The sequence below is a fragment of the Marivita sp. genome (assembly GCF_020055635.1).
Classification (GTDB): domain Bacteria; phylum Pseudomonadota; class Alphaproteobacteria; order Rhodobacterales; family Rhodobacteraceae; genus Marivita.
Genome location: NZ_JAIPUT010000007.1, coordinates 44558 through 59703, shown reverse-complemented (window position 1 = coordinate 59703; position 15146 = coordinate 44558). Strand labels below are relative to the sequence as shown.

The 15146-nt window shown below is 63.2% G+C and carries 13 protein-coding genes; 4 read left to right on the top strand and 9 right to left on the bottom strand.

What is annotated here, in order from left to right:
- Positions 1 to 44: 44 nt before the first annotated feature.
- The 4 genes from LCF60_RS05645 to LCF60_RS05630 form a co-directional block, all read right to left on the bottom strand.
- Complete coding sequence (locus tag LCF60_RS05645) at positions 45 to 554, bottom strand: hypothetical protein (protein WP_292290300.1); 510 nt, start codon at positions 552 to 554, stop codon at positions 45 to 47.
- A gap of 284 nt (positions 555 to 838) precedes the next feature.
- Positions 839 to 1348 carry a hypothetical protein gene (locus tag LCF60_RS05640; protein WP_292290299.1) on the bottom strand — a complete coding sequence of 170 codons (510 nt, stop codon included), beginning with the start codon at positions 1346 to 1348 and terminating at the stop codon, positions 839 to 841.
- Positions 1349 to 1395: 47 nt separating this feature from the next.
- Positions 1396 to 1695 carry a YcgJ family protein gene (locus tag LCF60_RS05635; protein ID WP_292290298.1) on the bottom strand — a complete coding sequence of 100 codons (300 nt, stop codon included), beginning with the start codon at positions 1693 to 1695 and terminating at the stop codon, positions 1396 to 1398.
- Positions 1696 to 1727: 32 nt separating this feature from the next.
- A complete protein-coding gene (locus LCF60_RS05630; protein WP_292290297.1) occupies positions 1728 to 2087 on the bottom strand; it encodes a hypothetical protein in 360 nt (119 codons plus the stop codon).
- A gap of 256 nt (positions 2088 to 2343) precedes the next feature.
- Between LCF60_RS05630 and LCF60_RS05625 the strand changes: the two genes are divergently transcribed.
- Together LCF60_RS05625 and LCF60_RS05620 are read left to right on the top strand one after the other, a co-directional pair.
- On the top strand, positions 2344 to 3777 hold the full coding sequence (locus LCF60_RS05625; RefSeq protein WP_292290296.1) for a YbaY family lipoprotein: 1434 nt from the start codon (positions 2344 to 2346) through the stop codon (positions 3775 to 3777).
- Between the two features lie 37 nt (positions 3778 to 3814).
- Positions 3815 to 6247: a mechanosensitive ion channel family protein gene (locus LCF60_RS05620; protein WP_292290295.1), complete on the top strand. Its 2433-nt coding sequence runs from the start codon at positions 3815 to 3817 to the stop codon at positions 6245 to 6247.
- A 38-nt stretch (positions 6248 to 6285) separates the two neighbouring features.
- Here the strand turns inward: LCF60_RS05620 and LCF60_RS05615 are convergent, their stop codons facing one another.
- A complete protein-coding gene (locus tag LCF60_RS05615; RefSeq protein ID WP_292290293.1) occupies positions 6286 to 8970 on the bottom strand; it encodes an HAD-IC family P-type ATPase in 2685 nt (894 codons plus the stop codon).
- Positions 8971 to 9164: 194 nt separating this feature from the next.
- Here LCF60_RS05615 and LCF60_RS05610 point away from each other — a divergent pair, with 194 nt between their 5' ends.
- A complete protein-coding gene (locus LCF60_RS05610; RefSeq protein WP_292290291.1) occupies positions 9165 to 9404 on the top strand; it encodes a CDGSH iron-sulfur domain-containing protein in 240 nt (79 codons plus the stop codon).
- 54 nt (positions 9405 to 9458) lie between these two features.
- Here LCF60_RS05610 and LCF60_RS05605 read toward each other — a convergent pair whose 3' ends face one another.
- From LCF60_RS05605 to LCF60_RS05590, 4 genes are read right to left on the bottom strand one after another with little or no spacing between them, the layout of a single operon-like run.
- Positions 9459 to 11054 (bottom strand): gamma-glutamyltransferase family protein, encoded by a 1596-nt coding sequence (locus LCF60_RS05605; RefSeq protein ID WP_292290290.1) that lies wholly within the window; start codon positions 11052 to 11054, stop codon positions 9459 to 9461.
- The gene (locus tag LCF60_RS05600) at positions 11054 to 12565 is read right to left on the bottom strand and encodes a tripartite tricarboxylate transporter permease (protein ID WP_292290289.1); all 1512 of its coding nucleotides are present in this window, start codon (positions 12563 to 12565) and stop codon (positions 11054 to 11056) included. Before LCF60_RS05600 ends, LCF60_RS05605 begins: the two co-directional genes overlap by 1 nt.
- A gap of 4 nt (positions 12566 to 12569) precedes the next feature.
- Positions 12570 to 13079, bottom strand: coding sequence for a tripartite tricarboxylate transporter TctB family protein (locus tag LCF60_RS05595; RefSeq protein WP_292290288.1), 510 nt, complete (start codon positions 13077 to 13079; stop codon positions 12570 to 12572).
- Positions 13076 to 14026: a tripartite tricarboxylate transporter substrate binding protein gene (locus LCF60_RS05590; RefSeq protein ID WP_292290287.1), complete on the bottom strand. Its 951-nt coding sequence runs from the start codon at positions 14024 to 14026 to the stop codon at positions 13076 to 13078. The genes LCF60_RS05595 and LCF60_RS05590 overlap by 4 nt, the downstream gene beginning before the upstream one ends.
- Before the next feature lie 126 nt (positions 14027 to 14152).
- On the opposite strand from LCF60_RS05590, the gene LCF60_RS05585 reads away from it, so the two are divergent.
- A complete protein-coding gene (locus LCF60_RS05585; protein ID WP_292290286.1) occupies positions 14153 to 15067 on the top strand; it encodes a LysR family transcriptional regulator in 915 nt (304 codons plus the stop codon).
- Positions 15068 to 15146 lie beyond the last annotated feature (79 nt).

Below are 15146 nucleotides of genomic sequence, written 5' to 3'. Positions count from 1 at the left end.
GCGGCCGGGGCCTCGTGTGCCGGTCGCTGGCGCCGGGTTACGGGCTACAGCTTGTCGGGCGGTTTAATGGCTCCGATGCGGATCATCGTGTTGATGCTGGAGATGAAGCGGCGCGCAAGTTTTTCGGGGGTCGCGTCTTCGCCAAGATATTGCAGCGTGCCCCCGCGGGTCGAGAGGCAACCGCGGCTGCGTTCTTCGATCAGGCCACGGTCGAGCAGGCTGGCAACGGTGCGGCGAACCGTTTCGAAGGGGATGCCCAGAACATCCGCGATCCGGCGGCGTGAAATCGATCCGGCGAGGTCGGGGGGCAGGGGGGCACGGCTCAGGTTCTCGGTGTTTACATCGCTGATATTCGCGAAACGCTGCACCGTCGCCAGCACGATCAGGAGATAGACCTGGTACTCTTCTGCACGCAAACCGAAGCGCTGTTGCAGTTGCAGGTTCAGCATCAGGAGCAGATTGCCCATCTCGTAGGCAACCAGTCTTTCCACCTTGAGGAAGCCCGGCGCATCGAGTTCCAGCCGCAGTCTCGAACTCTCTTGCGGTTCTGACACGCCGCGTTCTCCTTCGCCCATGGTCAAAACGGCGCGATTTTCCGGCCCGAACGTCGATCTGCCACCCCTTGCAGCATCAAAAAGGGTTCGTCCGGCCCTGTGTGGTCAGCTTGTGACCTTGGCCTGCGTTACGCAAGGGGCATTTGGGTCCGCCGCCACGCGAGCGGTGCTGACCATGCGACCCGCGAGCCGGGATCCAAGATGTCCCGGCTCGCAAGCCGTCGCCGCCGAAACTGGTAAAAAAACACGAGGGAAGAAACCAGCGGCGCCGAGCGGGACAGCACTCAGTCCGCTGTCGTCCAGATCAGAAGCGCCTCGTCATCTCCACCGGCAAGCGCGTCGCGCAGATCGGACCCAAGAGCGCACATTTCGTCGGGAGCCGCAGCGCCGGAGGCGATGTTGCCACCAAGCAACATGGAATAGGCCGACATCGCGATAGTGAAAGGCAGATTGATCGCCGCTCCGCCATCCTCGGGAGGCTTGATCATGTCGATGATCGGTCGCAACAACCCGTCCATGGCCGTATTGTACCGCTCCATGTCCACCTCGAAGCCGTCGCAGGTATGCGCAATGGCTCTTTGTTTGGCAATGACACCCAGCTTGACGAGCATCTGCGGTTCGAAAAGATCACCATAGCCGCCAAGGTATTCGGCGGCATAGGTGCCCACCTCCATGCCCATCCGGTCAAGGGCGGCAAGGTCGGCACGGTCAACCTGGTCACCGGACTGAGCGGCGGCGACCTGGGCCAGCGGGAAGAGGCAAAGGGCGCATATCAGCGATTTCAAGGCGGTCATTGGGTCATCTCCGTCTGAAAAAAGGGGCCAGTGTCAGATTCGCGGCATCAGCCGAACATACGCTGTGTCCAGCGCCACGAGATTGCACCGTTCTGGTAACATTGCTTTGGCCGAGGCAGGCACACGATGCCAGGGCTTGGTGAAAACGGCTCCCCGTGGCGATCCTCGTCCCAATTGGAGGTGCTGTTGTTGTGCTTGCCGTGCTTTGCCGCCGCCACGCTTGCTCCGAGAAGCAACAGCGCGGCAAGCGCCGTTTTCTCGGCGTCGGTCAGCGCTTTGGCGGGCACCGGCGCAAGCGTTGCCGCGCACAAGGTTGCAACGAAGAACAGGCTCGTCAGTCGTTTCATTCCGACCTCCTTGGTCTGGGGATGAAGGCACATCAAATCCGTCGGGTGTCGTGAAGCCCGGTGTTGTAATAGAAGGTGCACAGACGGCGTTCGGTGTTGAGAGACACCGCGCTGCGGCGGGTGAGCACCACGATTTCGGCCCGATTCAGGAGTTCGCGCTCGGATTCCACCCGAACGATCCGCGCTCCTCGGGATTCGATGTCGTTGAAGCAGACGTCGCGGGCAAGGGACAGCCCCGCCTGGTTGCTCCCGCCAAAGCCACCCGAGCCACCGGTTCCGCCAAAGCCACCGCCGCCGCTCGATCCGCCGCTGCCGCCGAACCCTTCGCTTTCCAAGCAGCCCGCCAGCAGAAGTGCTGAAACCGCGGCAAGTATACGTGTTCTGCCAGACATGGTCCCTCCGAGCCGGACGCCCGCAGGCGTCCCCAAGACTTGTTCGCTTGCCCATGAGTATGGCGATTCTCTTGATCCAGGCGCCGAGGATGACCCGAAACGGGTCACTGCGCTCCACCGGGCCCGCCACAGACCCGCTACGTGGGGACATCAAGTATATATAAGACGAATCACACCTTTCGAAGCGACGATACCGGCGCGGACCCGTCTTGAAGACGATCCCGAGGGCCCATCGGCACAAAAAAGGCGACAGGACATGCTCTTTTCCTTGATGACCTTGCGCAGGCGGCATGTCTTGTCATGTGCGCCGGTTCTGCTGGCAGCCGTGGCAGGGATCGGCACTGCAATGGCCGACACGCTGACCGGCACCGCCGTCATCCGGGAACGGATCGCGCTTCCACCCGACGCGGTTTTCGAGGCCGTGATCGAGGATTCCTCGCGGGCCGATGCGCCCGCGCGGCCACTTGCGCGCATTGTCATCGACGGGGCCGGACAATCGCCGATCGCCTTCGCCATCGACTATGACCCGGCGGATCTCGACCCGCGGGCGGTCTATGCCCTGCGGGCGACACTCAGGCATGACGGGCAGCTTCTGTTCACCACGGATACGGCGACTCCGGTTCTGCAGGACGGCGAGGCGCAGACAGTAGAGGTGGTGATGAAGCGGGTTCAGGGGGACAGGTCCGGTGCTGCGGCGCCCAAGATCGGTGCGCATGGCCTGCGCCTGCCGGCCACGTTCCGCGGCACGCTGCCCTGCGCCGATTGCGAGGGCATCCGCCATCATCTCGACCTGTGGCCGGGACAATATTACCATATGCGCCGCGAATGGCTCAAAGCAGATGAAACAACACGTCGCGACGAGATCGGGCGCTGGTACGCCGACCCTGTGCGCGGCGCAATCGTCTTGCATGGCGCGTCAGAAATGCCACTTTTCTGGCAGGTCGAGGCTCCGGATCGCCTCCGCCAGATGGACATGGCGGGCAATCCGATCACATCCGAACTCGACTATGCGCTGATCAGCGACGGTACGTTGGATCCTGCCGAGCTTGCCGGGTTCTTCCTGCTGGGTCGGATGACCCAAAGGGACGATGCCGCACGTTTCGAGGAATGTTTTTCGGGCGTCCGCTATCCCATCGCGCAGGGCGGTGACTACGACGCGCTTGAACGCGCATATCTCGAGGCGGCACCTACATCCGGCGCGCCGGTCGTCGTGCATGTGGAAGGCGGTCTTGCCCCGCGTCCGACACCAGAGGGCGCGCCCCGAACCAGCCTGATCGTCGATCGGTTCATTGCCACAAGGCCCGGGGATACCTGCGCCAAGGCCGAACCGCAGGCATCGCTCACCGATACCTATTGGCGCTTTGACAGGTTGATGGGCCAAGAGGTCAGGGCGATGCAGAACCGGCGTGAGCCGCATATCGTCCTCTACAGCGATCCCGAACGGCGCTTCCGGGCGACCGTCGGGTGCAATCGGATCCTCGGCCGGCATGATCAAGACGGAGAGACCCTGACTTTAGCCGTGGGGGCGAGCACGCGAATGGCCTGCCCGCCGCCGCTCGATACGATTGAACAGGCGCTGCTCGACATGCTGGCTGCGACCCGCAGCTTCCGTCTTCAAGGGCAATCGCTCGAGCTTCAAGATGCGGAGGGCGGCATCCTCGCCGAACTTTCCGCCGTTTATCTGCGCTGACCGCAGATGTTTCACTCTGCAAGGACACGGACACATCATGGCCAGCCTGCTTAGGGTATTTTCACTTTTCGCCCTGCTGCTTGGCCTCGTCCTCTCGACGCCGGCCAAGGCGCAGGACGCGCCGCCCGCGCAATGGGGGGGCACATGGGATACGCTGTGGCGCGACGGCGGGGCGAGGCTGAACCTTGACCAATCCGGAGCCCTGATTACCGGCACCTATCCGCTTTATGAAGGCCGGGTCGAGGCCGTTGCGGTGGGGCGCGAATTGCGCGGTCGCTGGATCGAAGAGGACCGCTCTGGTGCTTTTGTCTTTGTCCAGTCGCGCGACGGGCTATCCTTCACCGGTCGCTTCGGATCCGGTGAATGGTGGACAGGTGCTCGGGCCGCGACGGAAGGCCCGCGTGTCGCGATCGTGAACCAGTCCAGCCCGATGAACACGATGCGCGATTTTCTGACGGCGGCCAACGAGGCTGTCGACGGCGATCTCGAAGCCCTGGGCATGGCCGCGGCACTTGTCCGCCCGCAGGATGGCACGGAAGGTGATGCGGACAGGTTCGACTATGCCCGAGCGCTCCATGCGGTGATCAACCAAACGACCTTTCGCCTGTGGGACCTGCCTCAGCAGGTGGATGGCAACGCGGTCACGGTCGATCTGGAACAGGCGGGCACAGGGCTGAAAGTCGGGATCGAGTTTCAGCTGCATGAGGGCCAGTGGTATCTCGCGCCGCGCTCGATCGATGAGCTTGCCACTTTGCGCGACAGGCTTCGCACTGCGTCCGGAACCGCAACGGAAGAGCATCAGGCGGGCCTTGGTCCGAGAGACCCGCGCGACGCGATGCGCGCGTTCCTGTTGAGCTTTCGCTTCAACCCCGACGGATCTGCACCGGCTGCGCTTGCTGCGCTGGATCTGCGGGGACGACCGGAAGTCACCCGCATTCACGACGGCCAGGTGCTGGCGGGATATCTCAAGCGGGTGATCGACCGGGCCGGCTACGTCATCTGGCAGGAGATTCCCGACGCCCCGAACGGCGATATTCCCTATGTGCATTTTCGGCACTCAGAAGGCAGCGTCGTCATCGCTCCTGTCGAAACCGAAGAAGGTGTCATCTGGCAATTCACCCCCGAGACCCTGCGGACCATCCGGGCCGTCTACACGTCGATGGAGGACATGCCGCTGGCTCCCGGATTGACCGAGGTTCAGGATCGCGACATTCACTTCATCATCCGCAGCGCGCTTCGCGGTGTCCTGCCCTCGACGCTCACGCCCCTGGGACCGCTCGAAATATGGCAGTGGTGGGCCCTGTTCGTGACGCTGATCCTGGCATGGGGTGCTGCATTTCTTGCGCTGCGTATCCTGCGCAGTCTTTTCACGACGGAAAACGCGTCGGCAGCCGAAGAGCATCCGATCAGCAACGAGCTTGCCAGTTGGGCGCTGTGCGGATTGGCCGTCGGGATTGTCTTTCTGGGCGCGGACCTTGTTCTGGGTCTTCCGGAACGGTTCACCGGAGTTCTGGCCGCCGTCGCCGTCATCCTGATCGTTTTCGGCCTGTTCCTGTTGGGATGGCAGGCAGTTGGCGCCATGGCAGACAGGTATCGCAATGCTGAACGGGTCATCGGGCACAACCTCATCCTTCTGTCGCTGGTCTCCGGGGTCCTGCGGGGCGGTCTGCTGCTTGCTGCGGTTCTTGCCATCGCGCATATGCTGTCGCTGCCGCTTACCAGTGTTCTGGCCGGCTTCGGGATCGGCGGCATCGCCTTCGCTCTTGCCGTTCAGCCGACGTTGCAGAACCTGCTTTCGGGCTTCACGATCTTCGCCGACCGCCCGATTTCCGTCGGCGATTTCTGCCGCTTCGGCGACAAGTCGGGCACGGTGGAACATATCGGGCTGCGGTCGACCCGGCTGCGCACCCTCGACCGCACGGTCATCAGCGTGCCGAACTCGCAGTTCCTCGACATGGAACTCGAGAATTTCTCGCGTCGGGATCGCTTCCTCTTCACCACGGTCCTGCAACTGCGCTACGAAACGCGCCCCGACCAGCTGCGCTATGTTCTGGTGGCGCTGCGCAAGCTGCTCATCGGCCATCCTGCGGTGCTGTCGGATCCGCTCAGGGTGCGCTTCATGGCGTTTGGCGCGCATTCGCTCGATATCGAGATCTTTTCTTACATCCAGGCCTCGGACATCGACACCTTCGCGGCTGTCCGCGAGGATGTCCTGCTGCGCATGATGGCCGTGGTGGAAGAGGCCGGTGCGCAATTCGCCTTCCCGTCCGTGACGCATTACGCCGCCCCCGACGAAGGCCCCGACACCGAGCGTGTCAATCGGGCAGAAGCCGCTGTCGAAGCGTGGCGTCAATCGGAAAACCTGCCGTTTCCCGATTTCGACTGGACGCTGAAGGCGAAGCTGAGCGGAAGCCTGGAATATCCACCCGAAGGGTCGGCGCTGAACAAGCAGACACCCGACCCGACATAGCCCGGAGCCCCATTGAACCCCTCCGGGCAGCGCCAGGATCAGGTTTGGTCACGTCTGCTGCCAGGCAGGAGCGAAAGGCGTATCTGTTTTTCTGTCTCTATCAGGGCCAGGAAGGCGATCCCGATCCCGACAAGCAGGATGCCTTCGCCGAAGGGCACCGCCGCGGTTCCGAAAATCCTTTGCAGCGGCGGCAGATAGGTGATCGCGCCCTGCGCAGCCGTAACGAAGATCACGCAGGCCCAGACGACCTTTGTGCCCTTGGCGGCTGCCCAGGTCAGGGACGGTCCGTGCAGGTTCCGGATATAGAAGAGGTACATGATTTCCAGCACCACCAGCATGTTCATCGCCAGTGTCTGCGCCAATGGCAAAGCATGTCCGGCGTCAATCGCATGGGCGTAGACTCCGAAAACGGCGGCAAGAAACAGCATCGAGACGAAGACGATCTGCCAGACAAGTCTGCGGGTCAGCAGCGGCTCGCCCCGCGGGCGGGGAGGGCGGCGCATGGTGCCCGGCTCTGGCGGTTCGAACGCCAACGCAAGGCCCAGCGTTACGGCGGTGATCAGATTGATCCACAGGATTTGCAGGGCGGTGATCGGCAAGGACATGCCGGCGAACAGCGCGACAACGATGGTCATCGCTTCGCCGGCGCTGGTGGGCAGCGTCCAGCTTATGACCTTCTTGATGTTGTCATAGACGGTACGTCCCTCGCGCACCGCTGCGACGATCGATGCGAAATTGTCGTCGGCGAGCACCAGTTCCGCCGCCTCCTTCGCCGCCGCGCTGCCCTTGAGACCCATCGCGATGCCGGCATCCGCGCGCTTGAGGGCAGGGGCGTCGTTGACCCCGTCACCGGTCATGGCCACGGTGAGCCCGCGCGACTGCAGCGCCGTGACCAGCCGCAGCTTGTCGGCCGGAGAGGTTCGGGCAAAGATGTCGGTCTGAGCAGCGGCGTCGGCAAGGGCGGCATCTCCCATCGCCTCGAGCTCTGCACCGGTCAGAACGCGGTCCTGGATTTTCAATCCGATCTGCCTTGCGATGGCGCGCGCCGTTGCGGCGTGATCACCGGTGATCATCTTCACGTGGATACCGGCCGCATGACACTCGGCCACCGCCGTTATCGCTTCGGGGCGGGGCGGGTCGATGAGGCCGATCAGCCCCACAAAAGTCAGCTTTCCGGCAAGTTCGCCAGGGGCGAGACTTTTGCACTCGGGGTTCCGCTCGAGCGTGGCCACCGCGATCACGCGCTGGCCTCCGGCCGCAAGGGTCTCGACTGCGCCAAGCCAGTGATCTGCGTCAAGCGGTACCGTTCCGCCGTCCTCCGAACGCGCGTTGCCGCATAGCGAAAGCACCGCCTCTGGTGCGCCCTTGACGTGGATGCAGGCGCGTCCTGAACCGTCGCAGTCAAGCGTCGCCATGTAGCGGTGCGCGGCGTCAAAGGGGATCGCATCCCGCCTGGTCCAACCGGCGAATGGCGTTGCCCCGTCACCGGTGATCTTGCCTGAAAGCGCCAGAAGCGCGCCTTCCATCGGGTCGCCTTCCACGCGCCAGCCGTTCTCGGGCCCGCGCAGTACTGCATCGTTGCACAGCGCGGCCACGCGCGCGATCTCCTGCAGGGTTGCCGCCTCGCCGTCACCTGCACCGGGCGCGCTAAGCTCGCCTTCGGGCGCGTAGCCATCGCCGGTCACCTCGTGGATATGACCGGCGGTGGCCAGCGATGCCGCCATCATCTCGTTGCGAGTAAGCGTTCCGGTCTTGTCCGTGCAGATGACCGAGACAGACCCCAGCGTCTCGATTGCAGGCAGGCGGCGCACGATGGCGTTGCGCCGGGCCATCGCCTGGACACCCACCGCCAAGGTGATGGTAAGCACGGCGGGCAGGCCTTCGGGAATGGCCGCGACCGACAGGCCGACCACTGCCATGAACAGGTCTGAAAAGCCCATGTGCCGGACAAAATAGCCATAGCTCAGCAAGCCGCCCGCAAGGATGACGATGAACACGGTCAGCCACCGTGCGAAACGGTCCATCTGTGCCACAAGCGGCGTGGTCAGCACCTCGACCCGGCTCAGCATGCCGCTGATCTGGCCGATTTGCGTCTCGGCGCCCGTGGCCGCGACCACGCCGCGTCCTGTGCCCGAGGCGACCAGCGTTCCGGAAAACAGCATCGATGCCTGGTCCCCGAGCGCAGCATCACGGTGCACCGGTGCCGTGGCCTTCTCCACGGGCATCGACTCTCCGGTGAGGATCGCTTCCTCGGCGGTCAGCCCATGCGCGAGGATCACCCGCAGATCGGCTGGCACACGGTCGCCTGCCTCGAGAATGACGATGTCACCGGGTACAAGATCGGCGGCATCGACGTTGACACGGCTCCCGCCACGCAGCACGGCAGACCGCGGCGCAAGCATCTCGCGCAGGGCTGCCATCGCCTTTTCTGCGCGGCCCTCCTGCACGAAGCCGATGATTGCATTGACCACCACCACCGCAAGAATGACGCCCGTATCGACCCAATGCTCCAGGGCGGCGGTGACGATTGCCGCGCCGATCAGAACGTAGATCAGGACGTTGTGGAACTGCGCAAGGAACCGCAGAACCGGGTTGCGCCCCGGCGGGTCGGGCAGGCGATTTGGGCCGTGCTTCGTGCGCCGGCGCGCGGCCTCGTCAGCGCTCAAACCGGCTGTCGTCGTGCCAAGCGATGCAAGCGCGCTTTCGGGTGTCTTGTCGTGCATGGCGCCTCTTGGACTCTGGTCGATCATGGGTCAGCCTGGCTGACGGCACTCTACCCGGCTTGGACAACCGGGTATTTGATGCAAATCAGGGCCAGTGCCCGAGCCGAACCTGCTTCTTCATCGCTGGGCTCAGCCCGCCTACCATTTGCCCGATCTGGCGCTACTTTCCGTGACAGACAATGATGGAGTATCCAGTGACAGCACCGATCATCACGCAGAAGTCGCCGTTTCCGGTCGAGGTTCAAGACGGCAAGACCTATTTCTGGTGCGCCTGCGGCAAAAGCACCAAGCAGCCCTTTTGCGACGGCAGTCACAAGGACACCGGCATCACGCCGGTCAAATACACCCCAGATGCCAGCAAGCGTGTCTTCTTTTGCGGCTGCAAGCACAGCAGCAATCAGCCGCTCTGCGATGGTGCGCACAGCAAGCTGTAGTCGCGCGAAACCTTCCTGTCGTCCCGGCCCAAAAGCCTGCGACAAGCCATGCGCTCAGAAGCCCACAGCTTGCCCGTCCTTGCGGGGGTCTGACCCGGCGGCATATCCGCCGGTTGCAAGACGCTCGATCAGTTGCGCGCCGCCGAAGCCAAAGGCGCTGTCCGGCGACTCCACGGAAATGTCATGCCCCAGATCCGTCAACCGCGCGCGGGTCTTTTCGGGCAGGGCTGTCTCGCAGGCGACGGTGCTGCCCGAAACGAAACGCCAGCGCGGCGCATCCACCGCGGTCTGGACATCCTGTCCCCAAAGCTGCGTGCGCAGAACCATCTGGACATGGCCCTGTGCCTGCATCGGTCCGCCCATGACTCCAAAACTCATTTTCGGCGCGCCGTTCTGCATCAGGAAGCCGGGGATGATGGTGTGGAAGGGCCGTTTGCCCGGTCCCACCTCGTTGGGATGTCCCGGCTCGAGCGTGAAGCCCGCGCCGCGATTCTGAAGGCTGATGCCTGTGCCCGGCACCACAACGCCCGAGCCAAATCCCGCATAGTTGGACTGGATGAACGAGACCATCATGCCCGATGCATCGGCGGCGGTCAGGTAGACCGTCCCCCCGTTTCGGGGTGCGCCGGGGCCATGGTTCTGCGCGCGATCCCGCGACACCAGCCGCGCCCGGGTCGCGAGGTAGCCCGGGTCGATCAGGTGTTCGGGCGTGACATCTGTCATGAAACGGCGATCGGCGACAAAGGCGTGAAGGTCGGCAAAGGCCAGCTTGATTGCCTCGATCTGCAAATGCAGGGCAAGTGGATCATCGGCATCGAATTCCCCAAGGCCGAGATGCTCGAGCATGCCAAGCGCCATCAGTGCCGCGATCCCTTGGCCGTTGGGAGGGATCTCGTGCAGTTCGTTCTTGCCATACGCCGTTGAGAGGGTGCCACACCATTCCGGTTCGAACGCCGCCAGATCCGCCTCGGTCAACGCGGCGCCATGCTCGCGTGCAAACGATGCGATCCGCGCTGCCAGGTCGCCTTCGTAAAAGGCGCGGCCGTCGGTTTCCGCAATGAGCTGAAGGCTATGGGCCTGGTCAGGGTTGCGGAAACGCTCACCGGCTTTCGGGGAGTGCCCGCCCGGCATGAAGGCCTGGGCAAAGCCCGGCTGATCCGACAGCGTGTCTGCCCCGCGCTGCCACAATTCACCGATCACGGGTGTGACGGTGAAGCCGGTTTCTGCATAGCCGATTGCCGGGGCCAGGAGCGTGGGCAGGTCCAATGTCCCGAACCGCTTTGCCAGGGCGGACCATGCACCGATGGCGCCGGGGATTGTGACGCTCTCCCAACCTCTGAAGGGCATCGCATCCTGGCCGCTGAACCGCTCCGGCGTCCAGCCTTGCGGCGCCCCGCCCGAGGCATTCAGCCCGTGCAGTTCGGACCCGTCCCACAGGATGCAGAACGCGTCCGAGCCCAGACCATTGCCCGTGGGTTCGACCACCGTGAGGGTCGCGGCGGCTGCAATTGCCGCGTCTACGGCATTGCCGCCTTTGGCCAGCATGGAAAGCCCCGCCTGCGCGGCAAGCGGATGGGACGTGGAGACCACGTTTTCCGCCAGAACCGGTGAGCGGCGGGAAGCATAGGGTGCATCGTGGCGGAATGGCATCAGGAAGAGTCCTTGAGTTTGGTAGCGTGTTTTCTGGATTTGAGGACGGTCCAAATCGCCCAGCCCACTGACAGCACCGCAGCGACAAGCAGCAGGAGGCTGATGGGGCGCGTCAGGAACAGCGTCCAGTCATTGTCCGTCATCAGCGCGCGGCGCAGATTGGTTTCGGCGATGGGTCCGAGGATCACCCCCAGTACGAGCGGGGCAAGCGGGTAATCTAGCGCCTTGAGCGCGTAGCCCAGCAGGCCAACAGCGGCCAGCAGGTAGAGATCCGTCACCCGGTTGTTGAGCGCGAATGATCCGACCACGCAGCACACGAGGACAATCGGCACGACGGCCCATTTCGGCACTTCCGCGACACGCAGGAACAGTCGCATCGACACAAGGCAGACCGCGAGCATCATCAGGCTCGAGACCGCCATGGCAAGGAACATCCCGTAGACGAGATCCGCATTGTCGAGGATCAGGCGCGGGCCCACCGAGATGCCATGCACCATCAGCGACGCCATCAGGATCGCGTCGACGGCGGATCCCGGAATGCCAAGCGCAATCAGCGGGATAAGGCCGCCGCCGGCGGTAGCCGAGTTGCCGGCTTCGGAAGCGACAACGCCGTCCGGGGTTCCGGTTCCGAATTTCTCGGGCGTCTTGGAACTGCGTCGCGCCTGGTCGTAGGCAACAAGATTGGCGATGGACCCACCCGCTCCGGGCAGGGCGCCAATGCCGACCCCGATCAGGGACGACCGGATCAGATTGACCGGGCGCATCAGCACTTCACGCATCACGCTCCAGGTCCGAAACTCGATATCGCTGGTGACCAACCGCTCTCCGGTCTTGATGGCGTTGACGTCCTCGACCTCCGAGGCAAGTTGTGAGATCGCGAAGATGCCGATCAGGACAACGAGGAAGGGCAGACCCGCCGCCAGCAATTCGAACCCCATGTCGAAACGCGGGCGACCCATCATCGGGTCGGTTCCGATCGTCGCGATGACCAACCCGATGAGCGCGGCGATCAGCCCGCGCTGAAGCGAATGTCCGACGAGGCTGGCCACGATGGTCAACGCGAAGACGATCAGCGAGAAATACTCCCAAGGCCCCAGTCTGACGGCAAAGATCGCCAAGGGTGGGGCCGCGACGATGAGAACGGCGGTCGAGATGATCGTGCCGAAGAAAGAGGCCCAGACCCCGAGCGACAGGGCGCGGCCCGGCTCGCCGTTGCGCGACATGGGGAAGGCGTCGAAGGTGGTGGCTACGGAAGAGGGCGTTCCGGGAATACCCAGCAAGGCCGCCGAGATCAGGCCGCCGGTGTAGCCGCCGACATAGACCGAGAGCATCACGGCGATCCCCTGAAGCGGGTCCATTGTAAAGGTCAGCGGCAGCGTCAGAACGATCGCCATGGTCACCGTGAAGCCGGGTATGGCTGCCGCGATGATCCCGGCAATCGCACCGAGCAGCATCATCGCCAGCGTCGACAGCGACAGAACCTGAGAAGCCCCGAGCAGAAAGGCGTCCATGAGCCTAGTTTCCCCTTGGCAGGAAGACGTTGAAGACTTCGGCAAAGAGCCAGTTCAGGCCGAACGAGAAGACCAGCGCCAGAACCAGAGCGACGACAAGGGCCGTGCGGGTCTTGGGCGCCAGGGTGACCAGCAAGGTGATGAGGAACAGAAACGTCGAAGACGTGTAGCCGATCACAGGCATGACCGCCACGTAAAGGCCAAGCCCGGCGAAGACCACGAAGACAAGGCGTTTTGCCTTGCCCCACGCGACCACGTCAGCGGCAAAGCGCCCGTAGGCATCCGCCGGAATCTTGCGCAGCGACCCGATGATGGATCCGGTCAGCAACAGGATCAGCGCGCCATGCACCAGCATGGGAAACGCCCCTGCACCCAGAACTTCGAACCGCGATGTCGGCATGGTGCTGGCCTCGAGGAAAAGACCAGCCGATGCCGCAAGCAGTGCGACATAGGACAAGAGCCGGGCGATGTCGCCCGACCCTCCGGTCCCGATCTGTTCGTCTGTCGTGCTCAAGGCGCGATGACCGCTGCCAGACGCTCGACCGTTCCGGCGAGGTTCGACAGGTAAGCCGTGTAAGCCTCGCGCCCACGGAACGCGACATCGGCGCCGGCATTGTTGATCTGTTCGATGAAGGCGCCATCCTCGGAAAGCTCGGACAGGGCCGCCTCGAGCGTGGCCTGTGCGTCTTCGGGCGCGCCCTTGGGCATCACGATCCCGCGCGTGATCGACAGGTCCAGATCGGCGCCAAGCTCCATGAAGGTGGGAACATCCGGTGTCTGTTCCAGCCGCTCTGTCGATCCCGTGGCCAGGAAGACCAGATCGCCGTTCTCGACAAATTGCAAGGACGACGAAATATCGCCGATGGCGAGGTCGAGATTGCCACCGACCAGCGCACGCACACGCTCGCCCGTGCCTTCGTAGCCGACATAGCGCCAATCAAGCTCAAAAGCCTCGGCGATCATCGCGGCGTGCAGATGCGGAACGCCGCCAAGCGTCACGCCGATGGTCAATTCGCCCGGATTTGCCTGTGCATAGTCTACAAGCCCCTCCATCGTGTCAAAAGGCTGATCGCCCGCAGCCACGAGATATTGCGGAGAGGCGGTCAAGAGTGCGATCGGGTCGAAATCGCTCCAGGACAGCTCGGTCAGGCCGGTGGCCGTGGCCGCAAGCAGCCCTTCGTGAACCTGGCTGATCGTATATCCGTCCGCCGCTCGGCGCGATGCTTCGGTCAAGCCGACGGTACCACCGACACCGGGAATGTTGATCACGGGCATTTCCGCTCCGAGAAACGGCGTGACGTTGTTGGCGACGATGCGCATCAGCGTGTCACTGCCACCGCCCGGCCCCCACGGCACGATGAATTCAACGGGTTTGCTGGGATAGTCCTGAGCAGTGGCTGGCTGGATCAGGGCGACAACTGCCAGGCCAATGCCGGCGAGGGTCCGCAAGAATAAGGTCATGAAGAATTCCTTTCTGTAGGTGCCCACGCATCAGGGCCTTCAACTGGTTAGAACGGGACAAACGCTTTCGAAAGCGAATATTCTTTGTCTTTTGATGAAAGGATGCTTAAAGAAAGATGCATGGATATGCGCCAACTCCAAACGATCGTGGCCGTGGCCGACGCAGGAAGTCTTGCCGGGGCAGCGGCCATCGTGAATCTCACGCCGTCCGCTGTAAGCCAGCAAATTCAGGCGCTTGAGACCCATATCGGAGTCGAGCTCATCGACCGCAAGAAACGCCCCCGGCAGCTCAATGCACGGGGCCAGGAACTGGTGCGGGCCGCGCGGGACGTGGTGCAGACGATGGCCGAGGTCCAGATGGTGGTTTCGGGCAGAAAAACTGCCGGCGTGCTCAAATTCGGTGCAATTCGCACAGTTTCCATGCAGCTTGTACCGCAGGCTTTCGCGAAAATGCGACCGCAGTTCCCTGATCTGGCCTTCGAACTCACCGTCGGGATGTCGCAGGCCCTGATGTCGGATGTCGCCGCAGGACGTCTTGATGCTGCGATGGTGGCGGAACATGTCGGCGTCCCGGCCGGACTCACCTGGAGCACGGTTCTGACAGAGCCGCTTGTCCTTCTGGCACCGTCAACAGAGCGGTCGCGCAGCGATCTGTCGCTTTTACGCGACCTGCCTTTCATCCGCTATGCAACCGATGTGCCGTTGGCCCGCCAGATCGAAACGGAGCTTTCGCGTCTGAGCATCACCCCACGGCAAATCGTCGTGACAAACACCATGCCATCGGTCGTCGGCATGGTCGAGGCCGGGCTTGGCGTGGCCATTGTGCCAAAGATCGTCACTCTCGACATGCGGACCGACAGGCTCCACACCAGACCCTTCTGCGAAGGCGCAATCTTTCGCCGTGTCGGTCTCGTGCAACGCCAGGTGTCGTCGCGATCGACTGTTCTGGTTGGCCTGCGCGACGCTTTGATCGAACACGCCGCCGCCATCGGGCTCCAGCCCGACGATGGCTCCGAAGCCGGTATGTCCGTTCGAGCCTAGAAACCACGCGGTTCCTCCCGCAGCTCGGGGAAAAAGTCGTCCACGCGTGTGGCTCCGAAATGCGTATATTACATAAACA

Bases quoted from the DNA above. Each gene is read 5' to 3' on its own strand.
- LCF60_RS05640 (WP_292290299.1), bottom strand. From the start codon at position 1,348: ATGACCGCCTTGAAATCGCTGATATGCGCCCTTTGCCTCTTCCCGCTG.
- LCF60_RS05635 (WP_292290298.1), bottom strand. From the start codon at position 1,695: ATGAAACGACTGACGAGCCTGTTCTTCGTTGCAACCTTGTGCGCGGCA.
- LCF60_RS05630 (WP_292290297.1), bottom strand. From the start codon at position 2,087: ATGTCTGGCAGAACACGTATACTTGCCGCGGTTTCAGCACTTCTGCTG.
- LCF60_RS05625 (WP_292290296.1), top strand. From the start codon at position 2,344: ATGCTCTTTTCCTTGATGACCTTGCGCAGGCGGCATGTCTTGTCATGT.
- LCF60_RS05620 (WP_292290295.1), top strand. From the start codon at position 3,815: ATGGCCAGCCTGCTTAGGGTATTTTCACTTTTCGCCCTGCTGCTTGGC.
- LCF60_RS05615 (WP_292290293.1), bottom strand. From the start codon at position 8,970: ATGCACGACAAGACACCCGAAAGCGCGCTTGCATCGCTTGGCACGACG.
- LCF60_RS05605 (WP_292290290.1), bottom strand. From the start codon at position 11,054: ATGCCATTCCGCCACGATGCACCCTATGCTTCCCGCCGCTCACCGGTT.
- LCF60_RS05600 (WP_292290289.1), bottom strand. From the start codon at position 12,565: ATGGACGCCTTTCTGCTCGGGGCTTCTCAGGTTCTGTCGCTGTCGACG.
- LCF60_RS05590 (WP_292290287.1), bottom strand. From the start codon at position 14,026: ATGACCTTATTCTTGCGGACCCTCGCCGGCATTGGCCTGGCAGTTGTC.
- LCF60_RS05585 (WP_292290286.1), top strand. From the start codon at position 14,153: ATGCGCCAACTCCAAACGATCGTGGCCGTGGCCGACGCAGGAAGTCTT.